Raw genomic sequence first — 25,188 nt, 5'->3', positions numbered from 1 at the left:
TCCCCTACCCCGGCAGGATGATGCAAAAAATCGACCCGTTTCCCGCTTCACTTTGAATCTGGATGCGGCCGCCATGGGCTTGCACCACATGCTGACACAGTGCCAGCCCGAGCCCGAGCCCTCTGGCATTTTGGCGCCCCGCAGTCTTTCCGCGCACGTAAGGCTTCATGATATGACGTAGCTCATCTGGCGTCATTCCCACGCCGTGGTCTTGTACTGTCAGCACCATGGCTCCCGCCTGTGCCATCAACCGGACCTCGATCAGCACGGCTTTATCTTTGAACGAATATTTTACCGCATTATCGAGCAGATTATACACCACCTGCTCCATGGCCCCGACATCAAATCGAACCGGGGGGAGCTCCTGCGCCATATTTATCCCGATCACGATCCGCTCATTCTCCCCCGCGCCGGCCAATGCCTCACTCCCAATCACCTTGACCTTCCCGCCTACCCCTACGGCAAAGGCCTCAACCACCTCTCTGACGACACTCGCCAGATCCCCCTCGGTAAATTGGTACCGCAGCGCGCCCTGTCCATAGCGGATGAAGTAGAGCGCCCGATCAGTGAGCCGGCTTAGCCGGTCGCTTTCCTTGATAATGGCACCCAGGAATTTCTTCCGCTTACCCTCGTCAGTAACATTCCCCATATACATGCTTTCCGCCAGCATTCTCATGGAAGAAAGCGGGGTTCTTAAATCATGAGAGACGGTGGCCGCAAAATCACTCCTCTCGCGCGCCTGCTGAATTTCCCGGGCCGCTTCGCGCCACACCAGCCAAACACCGGCCACCACGCTCATCAGCAGCAAGACCCCGCCCCCCCGATAGAGCCAGGTCTGCAATCGGGCATTAGCCACGAATGCCTGCACATTTTCAGGAGTAGCGATCACCGCCATTGCCTCAAACGGCGGGGGCAATTGGCGCGACGCCAGTATCGGGCCATCAGGCTCATTTTTCTGCGTCCTGCACTGCACGCGAAGCTCGGTCTTATCGGCACTAAGTGCAAACAGGATGTTCAGATGCTCCGTCAAACGGTTCTCATTAAACTCCAAAGCCAAGAAAATGGCAGGCGCACCCGGTTGCGTGATTTTGGTAATAAGCACATTGGCCTGCCTCATGCGTAGCGTGCTCCACCCTGCATCAGGAATGGTGGACTCCATCATGCGAAACCCGCCCACCCATTCTGCCCGCTCAGCCTCCCCCAGCTGTCGCCCCCTCATCCGCTCCCGCCACTGAGCCCCTAACGCAGTGGACAGCGCCGGCTCCTGACCATTGCCCATTAGCCACTGACCCTTAGCCATTTCCCCGGATATCCATTCAATCAGCGACTCGCGTTGGAGCGGAACCAGTTCATCGTACCGGTTCAACACTCGCTCAAGCAGGCGCGCCCGGATCACCGCTGCCCGTGCCGCCTGCCCCTCCCCCTCATAGAGCTCCACCAGTCTCCTGAGCGCAACCAGGTCATAAAAGAAACCCTCATCAGGATCCCTTGAAATGGAGGGTTTTGCTCTGTCAAAACCGCTGACGACGCCCTCAAAACAATCAATTGCGGCATTGGTTTCGCCTCTTTCTAAGTGAGTTCCGCCCTCATTCAGCAGCAACTCCATTTCACCATTCGGGGCGGTGGGCTCGAAGCGACTGACAACAGATTCAACGGGGGGATACAGCAAGCCGGATCCGGGCTGATAAACATAAACACCCTCCACCCATTGATGCCGAAGTGATAATCCGGCGGCGTGCACCAGCCATCTGCTGGCGGGTTTAGACTGGCCGGCCGGTGATTCTGGAGCAAGGCGAAGGGCGGCAAGCTCATGCTCCCAGGTAGCCACCGCCCCCTCAAGGACGTGACCCGCCTCGCCCGCCATCCGTTTCTGCAGGACAATCTGCCAGCTTTCCAGGACCCGTGCGGCCAAAAAAGACAACGTAAGGGCAGGCCCTACCACGAGGACAAACACCCATATAATCAGTTTGATTTCCCGTCTCAAAGGAAAGGGATTCTCACCATTTTGATTTGGCGGTCACATCAATCAGCCAAGTTCGTACCTGACCGGCATCGGGGGCATCGGGGGCCAGGGCCAGATAGTTGCGATAATACTTAGCGGCTTGTTTGTAATCCTTGAGATAGTCCCCGTAAAGCACGCCCAGATTGTAACTGATCGCCGCATTCCCCGGATCACTTTTATACGCCTGGAGATACAATTTCTCCGCATCCTTAACCCGGCCGGCAAACAGACTGTTCCGGGCAGCCGTCAACACATCAGAAAGAGCGGGCCGTTTTCTAAATACGGCCGTCTGGGCCTCAAGTTTCTCTTTCGCCTGCTTCAGATCGGCTTCAGCCTCAAGAGCCTTCTGCCGGGCCGCGTTGGCCTCCTCGTCTTTTTGACTCTGGACCTCTAGCGCTTTTTTCATGGCCTTTTCAGCGTCAAACGCTTTTTTTGCCTGCAGTTCCAGCGCTTTTTTGAGAGCGACTTCACGCCGGCGCAATGACTCCAACTCCGTGGCGGCGCCTTTGTATTGCGCCTCAAGCCGGGACACTTCTTCCTTCAGAGACGCCTCACTTTTTTGAGCGACCTCCTTTGCAACAGACTCATTCATACTGGTTGCCCGGGTTCTCGCCACATCCTGTCTCAAATCAGCATTTTCCCGCTCCAGTTTCCTGAACAGATCAGAGGCTGGCGCAGGCGTGACCGCAGCGGGAAGCGAGTTCGTTGCCGGCATGGCGGCGCTGGCGGCAAGGGATTCACGCAACCGCTCAATCTCGCGGACTAACACCACCTTTTCCGCATTGAGCCGCGCCATCTGAGCCGCCAACTCGTCAGGGGTCTTGAGTTGGGCGACCAAGGCGGTCAGCTGATCGCGCTTGCGTTCAAGGTTCTGAATGTCAAGCAACAGGGTGGCGTTTTTACGGCGGAGCGCCCCCGCCTCACCCTCAAGCCGGGCCTGTTCTTTGCGTAAATCCAAATTCTCCTCAACCACGCCCTGATACATGGCCGCATCGATGCGGGCAGGAACGGAAGCCGTCTGGGCCAGCGCACAGGAGGATGCGGAAAGCATCCAGCAGAAAATGCAAAAAGCGACGCGCGGGAATACGGTTTCGACGGAACGAAACCGTTTAGACTTGAGAAGAAGACTCATCGTGTAAATGTTGTTTATCAACCTGATGGGCCAAGCCCCTTTTATTGCACAAATTCAGCGGCGGTCACACCCATCGAAGGGATCGCCCCCTTCACTGGCTTCTTCATATCCTTGCCACGTTCGAAAAATTTATCTCCGGTAACAATCCGGGGGGTCAACAGGACAATGGTCTCCGAATTTTCCGTGGACGTTTCATCGTACCGGAACAGAACCCCCAATAGCGGAATGCTGCCTAGAAACGGAACTTGAGCGCGCTTCTTAATTTGCGTCTCATCGATCATGCCTGCAATAATAATAGTCACTCCGTCCTTCACACTGACGCTGGTTTCCGCATATGATTTGTGGACCACCGGAACACCGGAATTCCCCTCCAGGGATAACGGATCGGCATCATACCAACTTAGCACAGCGCTGATTTCGGGCCGAATGTCGCAGGTGATGAAACCAAGCTCATTAATGTGAGGGGTGACCGCCAGCGTGACACCGACATCGACAAATTTATAGGTTTTACCGACAATATTTGAACTTCCGGTTTCATATTGCAGCTCAGAATAAGGCTGAGTTGTAATCGCCTTGATCGTCGCCTCCTTGCCATCCAACGTGGCAATATGAGGGTTCTGAAGTAATTTTGTTTTGCCTGTTGTGGCCAGGGCTCTCACCACCATGTTCAAATCCGATCCTGCGGCGATGGTGTGATACGTCAAGCTGCTTCCGGTAAGCGACGCGGCCCCAAGCGGATTTATCCCGCCCGCTGTAGTCATTTTCGAAACCGGTTCCAGCGAAAAACGCGGATCAAGTCCCTGGAACAGATAATCCCAGTTAACCCCGAAACTCATTTTATCTGACAATTGAACCTGAATGATTTTCGCCTCGATAAAAACCTGTTTCTGGGGCCGGTCAAACATGGCGACCAGATCCCCGATTTTCTGAACCACATTGGGCAGGTCTGTCACAATGAGGGTTTTGGTGCGTACATCCACTTTGAGCTGCCCGATGCTGGCATCTTTGATTTTCGTAAGCATGGGCGTAACCATGGGTTCAATTTTATCCGGCAAGGCATATTGCAGCACAAAATTCGTGGTCACCGTGGGATACGCCCGCTGAAACGAGGGGAGTTCGGCGCGGCTGATCACGTCTTCCATCTCCCGGATTTTCTCCGGGGTATCGATCAATACCAGATTTCCCGTGCCGTCATCATAAACGATTTTGCCCATTGGGCTCTTCACCTGCTCAAGAAGCACCGCCATCTGACTGGGAATAGAGGACTTGAGTGCAATTATCTTGGCTTTTTTCCTTTCATAGAAGCCTTCCCCGTACAGTTCCCGGTACTCCTTATCGGTCATGACCTTGATGATATTGGCCTGAATTTCATAGGCCAGACTGTTCGCCGCCAGGACAATCTCCATCGCCTCGCCGATCGTCACGTCTTTGATCATCAGCTTGCTGGACCCCGCCACATCTTTTCCGATGATGATATTCAGGCCGGCCTTGACCGAGAGAAACTTCAGCAGATCCACCACATCCATGGACTCCAGCAGATCCAGTGAGATCTTTTTCTCCAATCCGGGCAGATGATAGTCGCTGATCATATGCGGTCGTTGACCCGGAATCTGGACGGCCGCCATGAGCGGGGCGGCCTCTGGTGCCTGAGTCCACCCGCCCACCGGCAGGAAGGCCAACATCCACGCCACCCCGACACTCAACCGCAGGGCAAGACACGCTCTATATCGGTATGTATTCATATCAACCTTTTATTTCAGCTCAAATTCCTGCTTCCGCTGTTTCAGGACAATGCGATCCGCCAGTACCCTGGCGAGAACTAACCCGGTATCGCCAACACTCTCCCCCAATTTCACAAAATAGGTCTTTGAATCCGCCTTGTTTTTGATGATGGCCATGGATTCAGAAGGCGTGGCGGCATCCAGTGAAACCGCGACCAGTTTGAAATCTTTTGTCAGCCCTGCCGGGACAGCGGCTTCTGAACCGGCCTCCCTGCCTTTTTCAACCACTTTAGGAGAAAAGAAATTCCTCGTATTGACTTTTTCCACGAATACTTCCACCGGAGGGACGGGCTCATCCGATATGGCCATGGGCGGGACCGACATCTCTCCTGCGCCACTCATCTGACGCTGAAGTTCTTCCTTAATGCCGCGCTGGGTCCCTGCCACGCTGTAAAACACCACGACAATCAGCAGCATCACGACGACCGCCAATACCCGGTTCGTGATCGTCACCCCCGAGATTCGAATCGAGGGAAACGCCATAGGCTGGGAAGCGGGCAGAGTTGTCGGGCTGTTGAGTGGTTGAGTTGCCAGGGAAACCGCTACAGGGGTGACGGCTACAGGAGCAGCCACAGGTACAGGTGCGGTGGACGGCAAAACGACAAGGGGGGCCTTCTTGATTTCAGCAGGAGGCGGCGCTATCACCACAGGGGCGGGCGTTACTGGCGCGGGCGCCTGCGTGGCAACAACAACGGGTTGGGTGTTTGCGGCCTGCGGCTCAGCCGGAGGCTTCGCCCTACCTGACGAAATCTCCTGTATTCCGGTAGGGCGAGGCGTCCCTGCCGAGCTGGCGGCGCGGAGAGGTTTAGCAGGCACAGGATCAGGTGCGGGGACAACAACAGGTACCGCCGCGACGACAGGCTGAGCCTGCACCGCGTCCGGTTTCCGCTTATCCTGTTCAAGCAGCGCCAAGAGCTTCTCCTGCGGCGTAACGGAGGAGGCCCCTTGTCGCTTATCCTGCTGGATCAACGCTAGAAGTTTTTCCTCTGGCGTCATGTACTGAATAGTCCCCTCATAATGATCTCTAATTAATACACAATCGAACGGGGTTCGACAACTCCCGAAACAGGCCGTAATTCTTCAGCCAGCACTTCCTTGACGAGGCTCTCATCAATGATGGAGCGTTCTCTCATCACCAGCATTTCCAGAAGGTTATGACAGAGAATGGACATCTGTCGCGGATAGCCCCGGGTATGCGCATGAATCAACCGGATGGCTTCATCCTTGAAAAGCCCGGATCCATGATATCCCGCCTGCAACAACCTGTAATGGATCAACTCTCGGGTCTCATCAAAATTCAAGGGATTAATCACACATTTCAAGGCAATCCGGTCCCAGAAATTCGGCATCTTGCTCAACACCGGCACCAACTCCATCTGGCCTACCAGAATCAATTGGAGGATTTTGAACTCATTGGTCTCGTAGTTTAACAGAATGCGCAGAATTTCGAGAACGTAAGGGGGCAGGAGCTGTGCTTCATCAATCAGCAACACCACCCTTTTTTTTTCCTGAACCCCGGTTTTATAAAGGAATTGCTCCACTGCCTCAATGCAATCCAGACCAGACGTTTTTTTGGGATCGATGGGCGCATGAAGAATGGCCACCAGCCGGGTTAAAAACTGTTTTTGGGTCCTGAAATACGGATTCAGGATCATCGAAAAACACACATCATCCTCATTACTAAGTACTTGTGATAGTTTCCGACTCAAGGTCGTTTTCCCGGTACCGGGATCACCGACAATAATACTCAATCCACGCTTGAGATTAAGCGCTATGCGCAACCGCGTCAGGGCCGACTTATGCTGAGCGGACTGAAAGAAATAGGACGGGTCAGGGCTCGTAGAAAACGGCTCATCTTGCAGGCCCAATAATTTATAATAGCTCATACGCCCCGCACCCTCCGCGACGATTCGAATAGCCGTCAATTATGAAGAGCCTGGTCAAAAACTTCAAGCCCCATTAATGGGCGCTCAGTCTTCCTGGGCCCGGACGGCCTTACGGACCCGGGGATCTTTCCTCAGCCGGACGCTCTTGGGAGTGACCTCGACCAACTCATCCTCATTGATATAGGCAATGCAATCTTCCAGACTCATGATGGTCGGGGGAACAAGGATGATATTCTCATCTGAACCGGCCGCCCGCATATTGGTGAGCTGCTTGCCTTTGGCCGGATTAACGGTCAAATCGTTGTCCCGGCAATGCTCCCCGACAATCTGTCCCTTTTGAACCCGGACGCCCGGCCCCATGAACATTTTACCCCGTTTCTGGAGATTGAAGAGCGCAAACGAAACCGTTTGACAGGTGTCCATCGAAATCAACACCCCGTTTCGCCGCTTGCGCATCTCCCCGGCAAAAGGCCCGTATTCGAGGAAAATATACGTCAAGACGCCCATGCCCTTGGTGTCCGACATGAACTCGGACTTGAACCCGAGCAGACCCCGAGTGGGAATCCGGTATTTGAGCCGGTTCATACCCGCCCCCTTCTCCATCTCAAGCATGATGCCCTTGCGCGCACCGAGTTTCTCGATCACGGTGCCCATATACTGCTCGGCCACATCGATCGTGAGTTCCTCGTAAGGTTCCAGCATCTTGCCATCCTCTTCACGGTAGATGACATTGGGACAGCTGACCTGGAATTCATAACCTTCCCGGCGCATCTTCTCGATCAGAATGGACAGATGCAGTTCACCGCGCCCGGACACCTTGTGCCCGGAGCCATCGCTCAGCACCTCAACCTCCAACGCCACATCGTACAAGGCTTCGCGCTTCAACCGATCGGCCACGTGAATCGATGTGACAAACGTACCTTCAGTGCCGGCAAAGGGCGAGTTGTTGGGAATGAAATTCATGGAGAGCGTGGGGGGATCGACCGGGATCGAGGCGACCGGACGGGGTGACTCGGGGTCCGTATAGGTGTCACCAATGGCTACTGAATCCAATCCTGCCACCGCCACCACCTCTCCCAACCCGGCATGTTCGGTCTCAACTTTTTGATTGCAGTTGAACCGGTACAGCTTGGTAATGCGCGTGGGGGCCAGTTTGCCGTGCATGTTGGCCACCACCACCGGCATGCCAACCTTGATGGAGCCTGAGGTGATTTTACCGATACCCAGTCGTCCCATGAATGGCGAATGGTCGATGGAGCTCACCTGCAACTGGAGCGGTGCCTCAACGTCGCCGGACGGCATGGGAATATACTTGATGATCGCATCCAGAATGGGCCGCATATCCGTGCCCTGCTGATGCGGGTCAACGGAGGCAAACCCGCCAATGGCCGAGGCATAGATGGTATGGAAATCGAGTGCCTTATCGTGCGCATTCAGTTTGACAAAAAGATCGAACACATGATTGACCACCCAATCAATCCGCGCGGCGGGTTTGTCGATTTTATTCACCACCACGATCACCGGAATGTTGCGCGCCAGAACCTTTTTTAGCACGAAAAACGTCTGGGGCATGGGCCCCTCCTGCGCATCCACCAGCAGCAAGGCCCCGTCCGCCATCTGCAGCACACGTTCAACCTGTCCGCCGAAATCCGCATGTCCGGGCGTATCGATAATATTAATCGTATGCTCCCCGTACTGGAAGGAGCCATTCTTGGAGGCGATCGTGATCCCGCGTTCACGCTCGAGATCCATGGAGTCCATCAGCCGCTCGGCCACCGCCTGGTTGTCGCGGAACATTCCACTCTGCTGGAACAATTTATCCACCAGGGTGGTTTTGCCATGGTCAACGTGAGCCACAATGGCAACATTTCGAATAAGGTCAGGTCGATACATATTTGTTTATTTACTTTCAGGGGGGATCGCCAGCGGGGACTTACGAAAACTCACCAACACCTGAATAGAGTACTCGACCTGGGCGGAACTGTCAAATGGTGACAAACGGCCGCAGGCGGCGTATCCGCCGCCTGTGGCCTTCGCGAGCTTTGCGCCTTCTGTTCAAATTTCCTGATCTGACAGCCGTGCGCTTTTCCGCCTTGAATAGCGGTTTACGCCTTCTGTTTTTTCGGATCGAAGCCGTATTCCGCCAAAATCTTGGCGACCTGGTCGGGCTTGACCTCGGCATAGACCTTCTCATCCACGATCATCACCGGGGCCAGCGCACAGGCGCCGACACAACGGGCCACATCGATTGAAAACAGGGCGTCCGGCGTCGTCTGACCGACGTCAATGCCGAGCAGGTCTTTCAACTTGCTCAGGACATGCCCTGCCCCCTTCACAAAACAGGCGGTTCCCATACAAAGGGAAATCCGGTGTTTTCCCCGGGGGGTGAAATTGAAGAAATGATAGAAACTCGCTACCCCCGTGACCTTGGTTGAAGGAATCTGCATCAGGATGGACACCCCATCCATGTGCTCCTTGGCCAGATACCCGAAGTGATCCTGAACCTTGTGCAGGACGGAAATCAGGTGGCTGTCAGGATTTTTCTTCGCCACACATTCCTCGATATAGCGAACCACCGTTTCCGGAAAAATCGCCTTGGCCTTGTCCTGTTCCTTTTTCAATAACTCGGACTTCATTTCACACCTCGCGGATACTTGGGTTCATAGTGGGTATGCAACAATTCATGACAAAGATGGCTGTTCGGCGCCCCCAGGAAATTCTCATACAAGAGTTCGATGGCGGGATTCTCGTGTGACTTCCTCAGGGACTTGCTCGCATCAATGGAGTAGAGCGCCCGGGCACGCAAGCGTGCCAGTTCGGGATCCAACACATGCATCCCATCCGGCGGATAGGGCTGGCCCCCGCCTGCGACGCACCCACCCGGACAGGCCATGATCTCGATGATGTGGTAGGCCTTCTCACCACTGACGACGCGATCCAGAAGATTTTTGGCATTCTGCAACCCGTTGGCCACCCCGATGTTCACCGTCAGGCCATTGATCTCCACCGAGGTTTCCTTGACCCCTTCGACCCCGCGGACATCTTCAAAATCAAGGGCTTCGAGTTCCTTGCCGGTAATCTTTTCATAGGCGGTCCGGAGCGCCGCTTCCATCACGCCACCCGTGGCACCGAAAATATCGGCCGCCCCGGACGAGACGCCCATCGGGGAATCATACATGCCATCCTCCAGGTTATGGAAATCCACCCCGAGGCATTTCAGCATCCAGACCAATTCGCGTGTCGTCAACACGGCATCCGTGTAGGGCTTACCCCAAGGGGCCATGTGGGCGGGCCGGCTGGCCTCGAATTTTTTCGCCGTGCAGGGCATCACCGCGACCACGAAGATATTCTTCGGATCCAGCCCCATCTGCTGGGCATAATAGGTTTTCAGCAGCGTGGACATCATTCCCATGGGCGACTTGCAGGTCGAGGTCAGGGGAATCAGCTCCGGATAGAAGCGCTCCATGAAATTCACCCAGCCCGGCGAGCAGGAGGTGATCAGGGGAAGGCGCTCATTTTTCTGGATCCGGTGAATGAACTCCGCGGATTCCTCAATAATGGTCAGATCCGCCGCGAAATTGGTGTCGAAGACCTTATGGAACCCGGCGCGACGGAGCGCCGTCACCAACTTGCCCGTCACCGGGGTGCCCGGCCTGAAGCCGAACCCTTCACCGATCGTGGCCCGGATGGCCGGCGCCGTATGCACGACGACATGCATGTCGGGGTTCGCCAGGGCCTCGAATACGGTTTCGGTGGCATCCTGCTCGGTGAACGCGGCCGTCGGACACACATTGACGCACTGTCCGCAGTGGATGCAGACCGAGTCAATCATGTTGCACTCATGGGCGGGCGCCACCACGTTATGGAACCCGCGGTTCTGGACGCCCAGATTGTGAACGCCCTGTACTTCTCCGCAGACGCGGATGCACCGGCCGCACAGGATGCACTTATCCGGGGTGCGGTGCACCGGGGACGACGTATCCTCTTCAAAGTGCTTGCGTTCCCCCTGGAACAGCCGCTCGCGTACGCCGAGATCATAGGCGAGTTTCTGCAATTCGCACGTGCCGTTACGCACGCAGGTCTGGCAATCCATGGGATGATTGTCAAGGATCAGCTCCACCACATCACGGCGCAAGCGGCGCAACAGCGTGGAGGAGGTCTTGACTTTCATGCCTTCTGCCACCGGATAGGAACAGGAGGCCACAGGATTGCGCTGCCCCTCAATCTCCACCAGACAGACCCGGCAGGCACCCAGAACGCTCAGGTCGGGGTGATAACACAAACTGGGAACATCGATATTGATGGACCGGGCCGCCTGAAGCACCGTGCTTTTATCAGACACGGTCACCTTGACTCCGTCAATCCAAAGGGTAACTTTTTTTTCTGTTGTCATGACTATTTCCTCTTTACCGCGTCAAATTTGCACACCTCGAAACATTGTCCGCACTTGATGCAACGGGACGCATCAATGGTATGAAGCTCTTTCGGCTTCCCGCTGATGCAGGCCACAGGACACTTGCGCTTGCAGGCCCCGCACCCGATGCACTTCTCCGTAATCGTATAGTTCAGCAGGTGCGTACAAACCCCCGCCGGACAGCGCTTTTCGCGGATATGAGCCTCATACTCGTCCCGGAAGTGCTTAATGGTGCTGATGACCGGGTTCGGGGAGGCCTGTCCGAGACCGCACAACGAGGTCCGCTTGATCGTGTCGCCCAGCCGGAGGAGCTTCTCGATATCGCCCTCCACGCCCTTGCCATCCACGATGCGCTGGAGAATCTCAAGCATACGCTTGGTGCCCTCCCGGCAGGGAGTGCATTTGCCGCAGGATTCATCCTGGGTGAAATCCAGGAAGAACCGGGCCATGTCCACCATGCAGGAATCCTCGTCGATCACGATCATCCCGCCGCTGCCCATCATGGAGCCGGCCGCCGAAAGCGACTCATAGTCCACCGGCGTGTCGAGACACGACTCAGGAAGACAACCGCCGGCCGGACCACCCGTCTGGACCGCCTTGAATTTCTTACCGTCCTTGATGCCGCCGCCAACCCCGTACACCACATCCCGCAGCGTCGTGCCCATGGGGACTTCGACCAGCCCGGTGTTACATACCTTGCCCGCCAGCGCAAAGACCTTCGTCCCCTTGCTCTTCTCGGTCCCGATCGAGGCGAACCACTCGGGTCCGTCCAGAATCACCACCGGAATATTGGCGAACGTCTCTACATTATTGATGACGGTGGGTTTGCCCCACAGTCCGCGAACCGCCGGATACGGGGGCCTTGGCCGGGGCATACCCCGCGCGCCCTCGATGGAACGGATCAGCGCGGTTTCTTCGCCACAGACGAAGGCACCCGCCCCGAGCCGGATCTCAATGTCGAAATCCCATTCGGTCCCGAAAATATTTTTGCCGAGGAACCCGGCTTTACGGGCCGCCGCGATGGCGACTTCCAGCCGTTTGATGGCCAGCGGATACTCCGCACGGATGTATACATACCCCTGTTTGGAGCCGATCGCATAGCCGCCAATAATCATCCCCTCAATGATGGTATGGGGGTCGCCCTCAATGGTGCTGCGGTCCATAAAGGCGCCGGGGTCACCCTCGTCGGCGTTACAGATGATGTATTTCTCTTCGCTCTTCTGGACCGAGGCGAAGTTCCACTTCACACCGGTGGGGAACCCGCCACCGCCGCGCCCGCGCAGGCCGGACTTGGTGATGGAATTCACGACATCCTGAGGCTTCATTTCCGTCAGGACCTTGACCGCGGCCTGATAGCCCCGGACGACCAGGTACTCATCCAGGCTCTCGGGATCAATGACCCCGCAGTTCCGCAACGTCACACGCATCTGCTTGCCAAAGAAATCCACATCGCCGAAAACGGAGGAAAACCGGTCCGCCAGACGGGCATCAGACCAGAGCTTTTCCTCGGAGAAGTCGCTGCCAGCCTTCTCCTTGTGCGGCATCGAGAGGGCTTGCACCGGAGCCCCCTTGAGAATGTGCGAATCGAATATGGTCGCCACTTTGTCAGGAGTCATGGAAATGTACTTGATCGGTGCAGATCCCTTGGCAAACACGGCCACCACGGGCTCCATATCGCAGCGTCCGGAGCAACCCACCCGGCTCAACGTAACATCCTTGAGCTTGTGTTGCTGGATTAAGGTTTCAACCTGCTTGAAGACTTCATTGGCCCCAGCGGCATTTTCACAGGTTGCCGAGCCCACCGTGATACGGATTTTCGAACTCAACTTCTCCTTCTGCAGCCGATGTTCGGCCTTGCGGCGAAGTTCAAGCAATTGTTCCATTGGTTTACTCATACGTATTCCCTTTTTATTAGAAAAATAGCTCAATAACGCATCTGCGCGTCTCTTGTCAAATGATTAACGTTAAATATTTAACATTTCTATTACTATCCAATAATTAAGGTGTAGTTCGTGAAAATATTCACGAACTTAATCCTGAAACGGACCACCAATAAACTTTCTTTTGAGGCCTCTTTCCGTTATTCATTTTCAAACATTTATTTGGAGATCATCTTATGGCCAGAACCGTACGCTTGAATAAACGCCCCGAGTGGAAGGCATTGAAAAAAAACGCAGACTTGCTCAAAGTGACCCACCTGCGCGACTTGTTCCGTGATGATCCGGGCCGTGGCAAGCAGTTCACCATGGAAACCTGCGGTCTCTACCTCGATTATTCAAAAAACCGGATTACCGCAGAAACCCTGAGCCTTCTGCTTGACCTCGCCCGGGCCTGCCATATCAATGAGGCCGCACAGGATATGTTCACTGGAAAGAAGATCAACCAGACCGAGAACCGGTCCGTCCTGCATATTGCCCTACGGAACCGCTCCAACACTCCAATCATGGTGGATCGCAAGGATGTCATGCCTGAAGTAAACGCGGTCCTCGACAAAATGATCACCTTTTCCCGCAAGGTTCGCGCAGGAGAATGGCTGGGCTATAGCGGCAAGCCCATCCGGACCATCGTCAACATCGGGATTGGTGGCTCTGACTTGGGCCCTGTGATGGCCTATGAAGCCCTGAAGGCGTATTCGGACCGCACCCTCACGCTCCGCTTTATTTCCAACGTGGATGCCACGCATTTCGCCGAATGTACCCGTGACCTGAATCCGGAGGAGACCCTCTTCATTGTAGCCTCCAAGACCTTTACCACGCAGGAGACCATGACCAACGCCGAAACGGCACGGGCCTGGTGCCTGAAATCCCTGAAGGATCCCGCCGCCGTGGCCTGCCATTTTGTGGCCCTCTCCACCGCCGCCAAGGAGGTCAGTGCCTTTGGCATCGACACCGCCAACATGTTCGGCTTCTGGGACTGGGTAGGCGGCCGCTACTCCCTCTGCTCCGCCATCGGCCTGCCGGTCATGCTGGCGATTGGGCCTGAAAAGTTTATCGAGTTTCTCGAGGGGTACCACGCCATGGACCGGCATTTTATCGAAGCCCCCCTGGAACAGAATGCCCCCGTTCTGCTGGCCCTGCTGGGGCTCTGGTACAACAATTTTATGGGCGCCGAAACCCACGCCATCCTGCCGTACGATCAGTATCTGCACCGGTTCGCGGCGTATTTCCAGCAGGCGGACATGGAAAGTAACGGCAAGGGCTGCGACAAGCAGGGCAAGCCGGTACAATGGCAGACGGGCCCGGTCATCTGGGGTGAGCCCGGGACCAATGGCCAGCACGCCTTTTATCAATTGATTCATCAGGGAACCAAATTGATCCCCTGTGATTTCATCGGGTTCAGTCAGAGCCAGAATCCCATTGGCGACCACCACGACAAGTTCATGGCCAACTTCTTTGCCCAAACCGAGGCATTGGCATTCGGCAAGACCGAGGCGGAAGTGATCGCCGAAGGCACCCCGGCCAAACTGGTCCCCTTCAAAGTCTTTACAGGGAACCGGCCGACCAACACCATTCTGGCAGAGAAACTGACGCCCCGTATTCTGGGCTCGCTCATTGCCCTCTATGAACACAAAATCTTCGTTCAGGGGGTGATTTGGAACGTCTTCTCATTCGACCAATGGGGGGTCCAACTCGGTAAAGTATTGGCCAATAAAATCCTCCCGGAATTGCAAACCCCGGAACCCACCCTGACGCACGATTCCTCAACCAATGAACTGATCCGCCGCTACAAGGCAGGAAAATGAAACGGATTTTACTGATTGGTAATGATGGGCAAGTGGGGTTTGAGTTGCAGCGGGCGCTGGCCCCGTTGGGGCCTGTGACCGCCGTGTGCTATCCCGCCATTGATTTCTCCGACCCCGACTCCATCATTCGGATCGTACGCGAAGCGCAGCCTCAACTGATTGTCAATGCCGCGGCCTATACCGCGGTCGACAAAGCCGAATCAGAGCCGGACCTGTGCCGCAAACTCAATGCCATCGCGCCGGCGATTCTGGCGGAGGAAGCCAGAAAACTAGGTGCCGGGTTGATCCACTACTCCACCGATTTTGTCTTTGATGGAACCAAGCAGCAGCCTTACCTTGAAACGGACCTGCCCCATCCCCTCAGCGTCTACGGGACCACCAAACTGGAGGGCGACCGGGCCATTCAGGACTCCGGTGTACCTCACCTCATTTTCCGGCTCGCCTGGGTCTATGGCCTGAGGGGCAGGAATTTCCTTCTCACCATGCGCCGCCTGGCGAGTGAAGGGAAACCCCTGCGCGTGGTAAGCGACCAGATCGGATGTCCCACCTGGTGCCGGACCATTGCGGATGCTACCGCCACGGCTCTCGCAACCGTCCGGACAAAAGACGGGACATTCCCCCTGAATGACGTCAGCGGCCTCTATCACTGCGTCAGCGCCGGACAAACCTCCTGGCAAGGCTTTGCACGCGCCTTTACACCGGCCGGCATTCCTGTCATCCCCATCACGACCGCCGACTATCCCACACCGGCTCGCCGACCGCCCTACTCCGTGATGAACTGCGACCAGTTCACACGGACCTTCGGAACCTCCCTGCCCCATTGGGAGCAGGCGCTCAGCGACTGCCTGGCATCCCTTAAATAGCGATCTGAAGCGCTTCAGATGCCAAATGGAGGTAACTGAGGCGGAAGCCCAGGTGGCAGCCGACGTCCCGGCGGCTGAGCGACAAGAGGGAAACAAGAAATCGTTCGCCGGGGACGTCGAACGCCACCTTGGGCTTCTGGATTCTGACTCCTGAATTCTGGATACCCGAGCCTGTCGCCGGTCTTTCAGCAAACCCGGACCACATCCAGACCCAGAATGGCACCAAGTTTAGAGAGCGTCCCCGCCACATGCCCCACCCCGATGGCACAGTGGTGGGCCGGTCCGGCCTTGGACCATTCGTTCATGAAGGCCTTGGCGCCGATGCTGAAGCGATAGCGGCTATTGGTATTCCCGATCTGGAGCACCGGCCCCGACACACTCTCCCCCTCGGCAATGAGCAGGGATAGTTTCCCCGCCGCTCCCTGCACAACCGAAAGCAGTGTCACCGGCCCATGTTTGACGGTCATCTGAATCGACAGCCCTTTCCCGGGCTTGCCATGGTATACTGACAAAGGAACCAACCCCACGCCCCCCTCCGCAATCGCGAAATGGGCGGGTCCATCATGCCCGAGATAGATCACGTCGTCCTTGAAATCGGCGAGATAAAGTTCCGAGAACGACCCGCCCACCCCCAGCAGGTCCAGGATCTTCATGGCCTGAACATTCTTGACCTCACACTCTCCGGCGATGGGAATATGGCACCCGGTCAACAGGGTGTTCCCGGCAATGACGGAGGTGACAATATCCTGGTAGGGATTACCGTCCACGCCTTCGTAATAATAGGCCATTGAGCCAAGCTGATGCGTCTCAATCAACGCATCGAGCGCACAGGAGGTTTTCGCGGCCCTGCGGAGTTCAGCCTCACCACAGTCCGGTGAAACCTCAAAGACCCGGTGGAATTCCGCGACTTTCTCCACCACCCGGTCCTCGGACATCGCTTCGCGCAAGGCGTGCAGTTCGCACATTTCCAGCACTTCAAAGTGGTTGCCAAACCTGGCCGATTGCTGGGTCATATCACTGTATACATCCAGCATGCCGCCATAATAATGGCCGAGCACGCCCACCCGGTTCTCCCGCATCCCGGTGGCCACACGGGCGGCTGCCACCCATTCCCGGATTTCACCCCAGGCGGCCTCTTCCTTCAAGTACCCGGTAACCATGTGATAGGCAATCCCGGAGCGGTTGAACACACAGGCGATCTCAGGCGCACTGCAGGACTGGCAATGCTCCAACCAGAGGCCAGTCATTTTCCCGCGATCCCCCAGCGCATTGAAGGCATCGTAGTCCAACTGAGCGACCGGCTGCAGATTCAGCACCACCACGGGGACCTTGGCCTCCTGCACCACTGGCAGCACCGTGGAGGACAACGCATAGGTCGAGACGTAGAGAAAGATCAGGTCCACGCGTTTTTCGCGCAACAACGCAGCGGCGGCCCGTGCCTTGACCGGATTGTCGACCATGCCCGCATCCACCAACTCAACCTCCAGGTGCCGCAGTTTCCCGGCGATTTCAGCCTGATACCCCGTCAGGTGTTCCAGCAGTCCGTCAAACTGTGGCCAGTAGGTATCCAGGCCAATCCCGAAAAGCCCGATCCGGGGCGCTGTTGAGGGGTGCGTTTTCGTTTTCATCTTCAGCTCCGCAGGGCCAACACGTTCCGTTCATACTGGCCGACCTCTTCGAGCCAGGCCGTGCCCACGGGGACATCCTTGCTCAGGCAGAGCCAATCCCACACGGCGCCAAACGGCAGGGTCTTCAGTTCTTCCATCAAGCCCAGGCGACTGGCGTTATCCCCCTTGCGTTCTAATTTCGCGAGGCTCGCTGACGGCTCGAGCAGGGCAAACAGAATCGCCTTACGCGTGGCGCGCAGACCGATGACATAGGCCGCAATGCGGTTGATGCTGGCATCAAAATAATCCGTGGCAACCGCCACCCGGTCCCAGGCATTCCCGCGCGCAATTTCCTGGAACAGATGTTGCAGATCATCCCCGAACAGCACCACATGGTCACTATCCCAGCGCATCGGCCGGCTGACATGCAACAACAGCCGCTGATGGAACTGGAGCGCACTGGACACCTTATCGTGAATGGTTTCCGTCGGGTGATAATGCCCCATGTCCATACACAGCCCCACCCCGCGGCTCAACGCGTAGCCGCTATAGTACTCGGAGGACCCCACCACGTACTCCTCACTGCCAATCCCGAACAGTTTGCTCTCCACGTAATCGATGCATTGCGCCTTGCTGACCGTCTTCTCATTCGCAATCGCCTGGTCCAGTGACTCGGTCAGTAACGCCCGCGGGGTCCAACGGTCGGCCGGAAAATCCTTGGAGCCATCGGGAATCCAGTGGTTGACAAGACAGGGGGCGCCCTGGGAGCGAGCCATGGCGGCGGCGATTTTGCGACAGGCAATGGCGTGGCGAACCCAGAAGGCCCGGATGGCGGGATCACGATGCGACAGCGTATAGCCCTCGTTGGCCTTGGGATGCGCAAAAAAGGTGGGATTGAAATCCAGACAGAGCTTCTGTTGTTTGGCCCAGGCCATCCAGTTGGCAAAATGACGGGGCTCCAATGCATCGCGATCCACCGCCTTGCCTGAGGTTTCGGCATAACAGGCATGAATATTCAACCGCATCACGCCGGGAACCAGTGCCAGCACCTTTTCATAATCCGCACGGGCTTCCGCCGGTGACCGGGCACGACCGGGATGATTACCGGTAGCCATAATGCCGCCGCCATTCAGGGCCCCTTCCTTCACCTCGAAACCGCCCACATCATCGGCCTGCCAGCAATGCATGGATACCGGGATACTCAAGGCCTGCCGGATCGCCTTATCCGTATTGATCCCCAACTCCGCATACCGGGCTTTCGCCATGCCATACATCTTCTCAAGCTCTTTTATATTCATCGTGCTCCTTAAAGGTTGTCGATAAATTACCCCACTATGCCCAAACTGCCAATAGGAGGAATGACCATAGTTTTATGCTTTCTGACCAAATCCGAGGCAATAGGATTCAGGGTCTTTTGTTTTAACTTTCTGGCACTGGTTTCGACAAAGCGAAACCCTCCATTTTGATTGAAATCATGATAATATCACGCGTTTACACAATGGAGGGATGCGCTCCGTCGCATCCGCAGCACCAAAATAGGCCAAAACAAAAGCCTCGAACAAAAGAGCTAAGGTCATTGAAAATTTAAAATATATTACCTAATATGTCCGTCATGGCCAAGTCTCTACCGGAACAGATCAGTCGTTCGTTTTTTCGTTATATGCCCATTAGTGAACGCATGCGGGAATGGGGCTTCGCCGTCACCAACGCCGGACAGTCTGTCATTGTGCCGGGGAGCGATTACCCCCCGACCCGCCATCCTGCCCACCACCATTTCACCTGGGAATCGGGCCGCGTGCTGAACTCCCCTTCCTTCATTTATGTCACTCACGGTGAAGGGCTGTTCGAATCTGCCTCCAGCCGGCCGGTCAAGGTGATGGCAGGGCAGATCCTGGTTCTCTTTCCGGGCCTCTGGCACCGCTATAAGCCGGATCGGCAGACCGGCTGGCATGAGTATTGGGTAGATTTCGAAGGCCAGCAGGCAGACCATTTTTTTGGATTGGCGGGATTCGAGCCCCGGAACCCTGTGGTCACGGTTGGGTTGGATGAGACGCTGATTCTGGCGTTTACGCAGCTTACCGAACTGGCTCGCATGGAGCCGTTCAGGATGGAGCTACTGCTCAGCGCCGAGGCGACGCGCATCCTGTGTCGGATTACCGCCCTCATGGATGCCAGGCAATTGGGAACGCATCAGGATGCGGCCGCCATCTCCCACGCCAAAGCCGCGCTGCTGGAGGATTCAGGCTCTGATATCGATTTGCAACAGATGGCCAGAACTGCCGGCATGAGTTACACCTCCTTCCGGCGCCTGTTCAAGGCCAGCACCGGCTTTTCTCCCCGCCATTTCCAGCTGGAGCACCAGTTACACCGGGCTAAAGCCATGCTCAGCCACTCCACCCTGCCAATCGGGGAACTTGCCGAAGCGCTCGGGTTTGCCTCCGTCTATTATTTCTCGCAGTTTTTCAAGAAGAAGACCGGGCTGGCCCCGCTCGCCTTCCGGAAACAGGCGGTGGCGCAACGGCAGACTCAATGTTTCAACACAAACCAGTCGCCCTTGCGCTCGTAAAGGTCATACCAGATCCGGTCCTTGTCACGCACCTGATGGCGCAGGGTCGCCGTCTTGGCAATCGCCGGTCCATCCAGATCCTGATTAAAATAATAATTCCCGACCCGGGTGACTTCCGCGTAGCGCCACCGTTCCTCAGCCCCGGGCGATGGGGGCGAAACCTCGGCGTACTTCAATTGCTCCGGAGGCACCGGCGTGAAACACAGGTGATAGATATACCCCTGCAACAGTCGCGGAAACCGGACAGACCGGACGTCAGGCTGCCGGGCAAGGTAGCGCATGACATCAGGAACCCCCTGTTGCAGGTATTCCTTGAAAAAGAGATCATTCCTGGCCAAGCCCTTGAAAGTCTTCACAGTCGACGCTCCAAGATACACCGCCAACAGAACCGCAAAGACCGGCGCAGCCACCCGGAGGGGAATGCGGCGGAGTAGATACCAGACGGCCGCACACCCTACCGCCGTGATCAGGAGAACGTGTGCCAATAGATGCGTCATCCGGGCCGTGTACATCTTCTGGGTGAAAATAGCACCCACGATGGGGGCGACCAGGAACCCCGCCAACAACCAGAGTGCAGACCGACGCCAATGACTCGCCTCATCCCGACTATTCGGCCGGCCCAATAACGCCAGAAGCCTTTCCGGGATGAACACCGACGCAAGCAATACCCCCAGTCCAATCAGGTAGAAGGGGGCCAGGCTATGCTGGATATGCGCGATCCCGGGAATTTGATGAAGCTCCAGCATCTTCGGGGCATGAAATAAAAATAGCAGGGACTGGTAGTCACAGTAGTTGTGCCAGAAATTTGACCACACCTGGTCGGCAAAGAAAATACATTCGCGGTGGAGCCGCCCTGTGGTGGAGGGGTTTTGGACACGCGTCAGGATGGCCAGGAGCATGAGCAGGGTATACACGCCGCCCATGAGCATGATCCGGGGCCAGTTCTTACGGCTCCACAACAGGAGGCCTGCCCCGATCATCAGAGGCGCGAAAAAATACTGAGACAGGTATTGATGGGTCCATAAGAATAACACAAACCCCGTCAGGATCGCCCCCCCGTAGATGCGGATCCGACCTGTCTGGGCGGTAAGCACCCGGAACATCAGCAATAGACCTGCCAGCTGGAAAAAGGTGACAAAGCCCGGGCTGACCGCCCAGCGTGAAAAATAGATGTTCCAGGGAGAGACGGCTAGCAGAGCGGCACCCATGATCCCGGCGGCACGGCTCCGGAACAGGCCGTATAACAGGAGCCCGATCAAGGGAATGGCGGCCACATTCAGAAGTGCGCAGGGCAGCCGGGCAGCCAATTCGGTAGGGCCTAACAGTGCCACAAACGGGAGAGTGATATAAGACGGGAGGGAAGACGGCGAATCCCCAAACTGCCGGGAATTCAGGGGCCAGCGATCCCCATGGTGTTCTGCCCCCGTGGTGAGCAGACTCCAGGCATCATACATATCCACCGCCTCATCCTGCCCGAAGCCTCCGGGGTATTCTCCGAGTTTGACCAGGCGCAGCCCTGCACCCAACAGGGTGATCAAGGCCAGGGCGATGAAAAACGACCTCGCCCTTTGGGGGAGAGGATCAAGGTGAGGGGTATCGGTATGTGATGAGGAAAACGGCATAATGACCACGATCTTCCAAGCATGAACCTTTACTTTAGGTTGCTGATAGCCTCGTACATCGTACGCGCTACAAAACGTAGCCCCGGCTGCTCTTTACTCCATGGCTCAAGCCCCCCCTCAGACTCATAGAAATCGAGATGGATGGCATCGCTGGCGAACCAACCGTCACATTCCGGCCCCGACATCAACTTCTGCAGATCCACCAGAACGGTCCCGGTTTCCTGGGCCACCTCCCGCACAATCTGGGCGTATTCATCGTGCTGGCGCTCAAACTCATCTCTCGTGCGGGCACAGCCCTTGGTGACATAATCCTCAGGAATCCGCCGGCGGGCGGCGGCGACCAGAATCGGCGTGGCCCCGCACGACCGGATCTCCTTCACAAATTGCCTCATGGTGATCCGGAAATCCTCCGGTGGCAACCGGAGTTCCCGTGAATCCGCTTGAGGGGCTTTGGGTTTTACAGCGGTCCATTGATGCCGGGTATCCATGACATGCAGGAACAAGCGCCCCACGGTCCGATGAGACAGAAGCATATACATCCGGCGGAATGAAGGTGACAGCCGGGCCCCTAGCCGTGTCCGGTCCGGAACTTCCCATACATGGTCATTCCTCCCGAAACTCACAATCACCACATCCGGCTTTAAGCTCTTTCCCAACAGGTCAAATGATCTCAGGCCTTGCATCGAGGAGTACCCGTACACCCCCATGCTCAAGGCTTCCCATTTACCCCCGTCCGGTGGCGCATTCGTCAGCATCTGATTCAGATATTGAGCATAGCAGGGTTGACCTTGGGCCGTGACGGAATCCCCCATACAGATCACCCGGCGCACCCCCGGCCCCTTCTCGCGGCTGACCTCCCGATCGCGGAACCCGAGGCTGTTGATCTTTCCCCCATATACACTGGAACCCGGCTCGAACTTCCAGACCAGGTCGGGGTCGGCCAGCATGGACTTGTGAAAATGCTCCACTCCCTGACTCTTGCTCACCAGGACCATCGGGGCAACCTGAAACTCGACCTTGGTTTTTTTCAGGAGATTGTCGGCAATCATGATCGTGCCCATGCAGGCCACATAGAGCATGACCAACTTGGCGGTGATCGAATAGCGGAACACCCCCAGCCGCAGCGCACGGTCAAGCCCTTCAGCTCGCCAGGCGGCGACCCCGTGAATCACCAGGGCCGCCAGAGGGATCAACAGGCGATTGTCATTCCAACGAAGCTCCAAGACGTGGTTGAATATCGCGACCGAAGTCTTGACTTCCCACCAGAGCCACCAGACCAGAACCAGACTGACGAGAAACAATACGTCAGCAATCCAGATCACCGCCTGCACCGCAGTTGCGGATGAATTGAAGCGTGAGTTCAAGGAGTTCATGAGGCCTGTTAGAACCGGCAACTCAGGCCGGCGCCATAGGCCACATAACTCATGGTCATCACAAACGGGCCCCCATAGTTCCGCCCGTAGTTGTAATACCAGTCTCCGGTAATATCATCGACGGTCATCGACCTGGCATAGAAATCCGCTGACAGGTTCTTGTACAGGCGCACTCCCAGCCCACCGCCTAATTCAAACCCATTCACGCTACTCGTTGCATCCACATAGCGTTGCCCGTTGTTGCCCCAGGAATTAGGAAGAAATTTAGCCTGATAGAACGCATAGCCAACCTCTGCATAGGGGGTAAAGCGGGTCTTGTTATCCCAGACCGCTTGCAGATACGGAATGAACCCCTTGATTTCCTCATTCCCATCACTTCCGGACATGTCCGCCACCCCGTCCCCGTCCCCATCATCCATCGTCCGGGCGGTGACATGATCATAACTCACCCCCAACCAGAGGGGGGTATGGGGAAGCCGGGCCTGAAGATAGACTTTATCAGGTGAATGATCCTGAACCTCGGTAATTTCCGTAATCGTTCCGAAATACGACCCGTTCCCCGGGGTGCCACGGGTCGTGTCAGACAACGACACCTGCATCATCCGTGTACCAACCTGGAAGGAGGGATGTTGCCAGGTATCAACAAAGAAACGGTCATTTTCCGGTATGGCCACTTCATTGGTGGGACTAACGGCCACACTGACGGGCGCAACGGCCACAGGCGTGACAGGCATCACCACCGCATTGGTGGCCACATGCGCGGGCACATTGGTAGCGGTATGCACCACTACCGGGGCCACATGATGCACAGGACCATTGGTCGCCACAGGCGCAGGAGCGGGCTTAACCACCACAGGCGCAGGCTCCTGAACCACGGGAACAACCGCCGGGGTTACTGGCTCGGCCTCCAAAATGGGCGCTGTGGCGGGCGCCTGAATATTGAGCGCCGGCTCTTGTGCCTGCATGGCACTCGCCAATGACATCATACCGATCAATGCTACCAGCCCGAACCCTTTTAACCCGCTCATACGTTATCTCCTGTGCTTTAATTTATTAAAAATCAGCGCTGACTTTGTACCATAGTTTCACTCAAAAACAAGACTGAATACGTCGTCTATCAAGAAGCTGGGAAATTTCACGTACTGGTTGATAGCGCCCCACTATTTCATGCTTGGCAAAGGGGCACGAAAATGCCGGATCACGCGAAAATTGTCCCACAATTCCAGGACGGAACCCGGATGTTCCCTGCCATCAGGAGAGGAATAGGAAACCGTCAGCGGAAGAGACGTAATATGTATCTGAGGCAACCATGCAAAGAAGCCATCACCCCAGACGACTTTAGGCGTCACATCCAAATCACGCCCTTCTTTTGAAATATCCACGTTCATCACCCCATTCGTCCCGGGATGATCCTGAATCTTGAAACGGTGCCAGCCCCCCATCACTGAAACACGGGGAAGCTCATACATCGCTGTCCCGGGCTTAAACTCCCCGATCCCATCCGCGCAGGTCGTGGCAGTCGTGAATTTTGACCGGCTCATTCCGGCCAGGGTTTCACCTTTATATTGTCCATACGGAAAACAAAATCCCTCCGGGGTAACGCCGCCTTTTCGAGTCAAATCCCGATAACAGGAGGCGATCTCCTGCCGGGGATCAGCCAATGCCCGGAGATTGGCATGGGTTCGGCTATGCCCCCCGAACCGGATCGTGCCCCGTTGATACATGGCCCGGACTTCCGGCCAGATGAGCAGCGGCGTCCCCTCCCATTTCTGACGGGCCTCCGCCGTGTCGCCTACCCGTCCTGTTATTAAATAGGATACCCCCTTATAGCCGTATTTTTTCAGTAAGGGTTCCGCCTGCTCCATGAGGTCCAAGTACCCATCATCAAAGGTCAGGACAATGGGCTTATGGGGAAGGGGCCGGCCCCAGCGTTGATGAGCCACCAGATCGGATGGCCAGACACTCACATAGCCCTGCTCGCGTAAACTCTGTAATTGGGTTTCAAAATCCCGCGCCGTGACCCACCAGGGGGAATCCACTTCATCCCCGATCCGGTGATACATTAAAATGGGCACCGGAACGGGGCGGACACGTTGTGCCTGCAACCAGCAAAAACCGGCAAGGATCAACATCACTGCCACAAAAACCGCCATATATCGCCTTGTAATCATGCTTAGCAAAAACTCCACATAAATAGTCC

The 25,188-nt window shown here is 56.2% G+C and carries 18 protein-coding genes; 3 read left to right on the top strand and 15 right to left on the bottom strand.

Features of this window, described 5'->3' with window-relative positions; translation table 11 throughout:
* Positions 1–4 precede the first annotated feature (4 nt).
* From WCS52_13320 to nuoF, 9 genes are all read right to left on the bottom strand, one after another.
* Positions 5–1,984 (bottom strand): HAMP domain-containing sensor histidine kinase, encoded by a 1,980-nt coding sequence (locus WCS52_13320; protein ID MEI6168162.1) that lies wholly within the window; start codon positions 1,982–1,984, stop codon positions 5–7.
* 13 nt (positions 1,985–1,997) lie between these two features.
* On the bottom strand, positions 1,998–3,134 hold the full coding sequence (locus WCS52_13315) for a hypothetical protein (GenBank protein MEI6168161.1): 1,137 nt from the start codon (positions 3,132–3,134) through the stop codon (positions 1,998–2,000).
* A 41-nt stretch (positions 3,135–3,175) separates the two neighbouring features.
* Positions 3,176–4,876, bottom strand: a complete 1,701-nt coding sequence (locus WCS52_13310) for a secretin N-terminal domain-containing protein (protein MEI6168160.1) — start codon at positions 4,874–4,876, stop codon at positions 3,176–3,178.
* 9 nt (positions 4,877–4,885) lie between these two features.
* Positions 4,886–5,911, bottom strand: a complete 1,026-nt coding sequence (locus WCS52_13305) for a hypothetical protein (protein MEI6168159.1) — start codon at positions 5,909–5,911, stop codon at positions 4,886–4,888.
* A 32-nt stretch (positions 5,912–5,943) separates the two neighbouring features.
* Positions 5,944–6,801 carry an AAA family ATPase gene (locus WCS52_13300; protein MEI6168158.1) on the bottom strand — a complete coding sequence of 286 codons (858 nt, stop codon included), beginning with the start codon at positions 6,799–6,801 and terminating at the stop codon, positions 5,944–5,946.
* Between the two features lie 84 nt (positions 6,802–6,885).
* On the bottom strand, positions 6,886–8,694 hold the full coding sequence (gene typA, locus WCS52_13295) for a translational GTPase TypA (GenBank protein MEI6168157.1): 1,809 nt from the start codon (positions 8,692–8,694) through the stop codon (positions 6,886–6,888).
* 212 nt (positions 8,695–8,906) lie between these two features.
* The gene (locus tag WCS52_13290; GenBank protein MEI6168156.1) at positions 8,907–9,437 is read right to left on the bottom strand and encodes an NAD(P)H-dependent oxidoreductase subunit E; all 531 of its coding nucleotides are present in this window, start codon (positions 9,435–9,437) and stop codon (positions 8,907–8,909) included.
* Entirely contained in the window at positions 9,434–11,194 is a 1,761-nt protein-coding gene (locus WCS52_13285; protein MEI6168155.1) for an NADH-dependent [FeFe] hydrogenase, group A6, read from the bottom strand. Before WCS52_13285 ends, WCS52_13290 begins: the two co-directional genes overlap by 4 nt.
* A 2-nt stretch (positions 11,195–11,196) precedes the next feature.
* Complete coding sequence (gene nuoF / locus WCS52_13280) at positions 11,197–13,110, bottom strand: NADH-quinone oxidoreductase subunit NuoF (protein ID MEI6168154.1); 1,914 nt, start codon at positions 13,108–13,110, stop codon at positions 11,197–11,199.
* A 221-nt stretch (positions 13,111–13,331) separates the two neighbouring features.
* Between nuoF and pgi the strand changes: the two genes are divergently transcribed.
* Positions 13,332–14,957 (top strand): glucose-6-phosphate isomerase, encoded by a 1,626-nt coding sequence (pgi, locus tag WCS52_13275; protein MEI6168153.1) that lies wholly within the window; start codon positions 13,332–13,334, stop codon positions 14,955–14,957.
* On the top strand, positions 14,954–15,820 hold the full coding sequence (gene rfbD / locus WCS52_13270) for a dTDP-4-dehydrorhamnose reductase (protein ID MEI6168152.1): 867 nt from the start codon (positions 14,954–14,956) through the stop codon (positions 15,818–15,820). The genes pgi and rfbD overlap by 4 nt, the downstream gene beginning before the upstream one ends.
* A gap of 185 nt (positions 15,821–16,005) precedes the next feature.
* Here rfbD and WCS52_13265 read toward each other — a convergent pair whose 3' ends face one another.
* Both WCS52_13265 and WCS52_13260 read right to left on the bottom strand, forming a co-directional pair.
* A complete protein-coding gene (locus tag WCS52_13265; protein ID MEI6168151.1) occupies positions 16,006–17,448 on the bottom strand; it encodes an L-fucose/L-arabinose isomerase family protein in 1,443 nt (480 codons plus the stop codon).
* 2 nt (positions 17,449–17,450) lie between these two features.
* Positions 17,451–18,725 (bottom strand): L-rhamnose isomerase, encoded by a 1,275-nt coding sequence (locus tag WCS52_13260; protein ID MEI6168150.1) that lies wholly within the window; start codon positions 18,723–18,725, stop codon positions 17,451–17,453.
* A 314-nt stretch (positions 18,726–19,039) separates the two neighbouring features.
* Here WCS52_13260 and WCS52_13255 point away from each other — a divergent pair, with 314 nt between their 5' ends.
* Complete coding sequence (locus WCS52_13255; protein ID MEI6168149.1) at positions 19,040–19,993, top strand: AraC family transcriptional regulator; 954 nt, start codon at positions 19,040–19,042, stop codon at positions 19,991–19,993.
* Here WCS52_13255 and WCS52_13250 read toward each other — a convergent pair.
* The 4 genes from WCS52_13250 to WCS52_13235 form a co-directional block, all read right to left on the bottom strand.
* Positions 19,954–21,615, bottom strand: coding sequence for a hypothetical protein (locus WCS52_13250; GenBank protein MEI6168148.1), 1,662 nt, complete (start codon positions 21,613–21,615; stop codon positions 19,954–19,956). The two genes, WCS52_13255 and WCS52_13250, sit on opposite strands and share 40 nt — an antisense overlap.
* A 29-nt stretch (positions 21,616–21,644) precedes the next feature.
* Positions 21,645–22,988, bottom strand: coding sequence for an SGNH/GDSL hydrolase family protein (locus tag WCS52_13245; GenBank protein ID MEI6168147.1), 1,344 nt, complete (start codon positions 22,986–22,988; stop codon positions 21,645–21,647).
* 8 nt (positions 22,989–22,996) lie between these two features.
* Positions 22,997–24,016, bottom strand: coding sequence for a hypothetical protein (locus WCS52_13240; GenBank protein ID MEI6168146.1), 1,020 nt, complete (start codon positions 24,014–24,016; stop codon positions 22,997–22,999).
* Positions 24,017–24,148: 132 nt separating this feature from the next.
* The gene (locus WCS52_13235; GenBank protein MEI6168145.1) at positions 24,149–25,159 is read right to left on the bottom strand and encodes a polysaccharide deacetylase family protein; all 1,011 of its coding nucleotides are present in this window, start codon (positions 25,157–25,159) and stop codon (positions 24,149–24,151) included.
* Positions 25,160–25,188 lie beyond the last annotated feature (29 nt).

Source organism: bacterium, assembly GCA_037128595.1.
In the GTDB taxonomy this organism is placed as follows: domain Bacteria; phylum Verrucomicrobiota; class Kiritimatiellia; order CAIKKV01; family CAITUY01; genus JAABPW01.
Note: the sequence above shows the minus strand (reverse complement) of the source record. Positions and strands in the feature narration are given on the sequence as shown.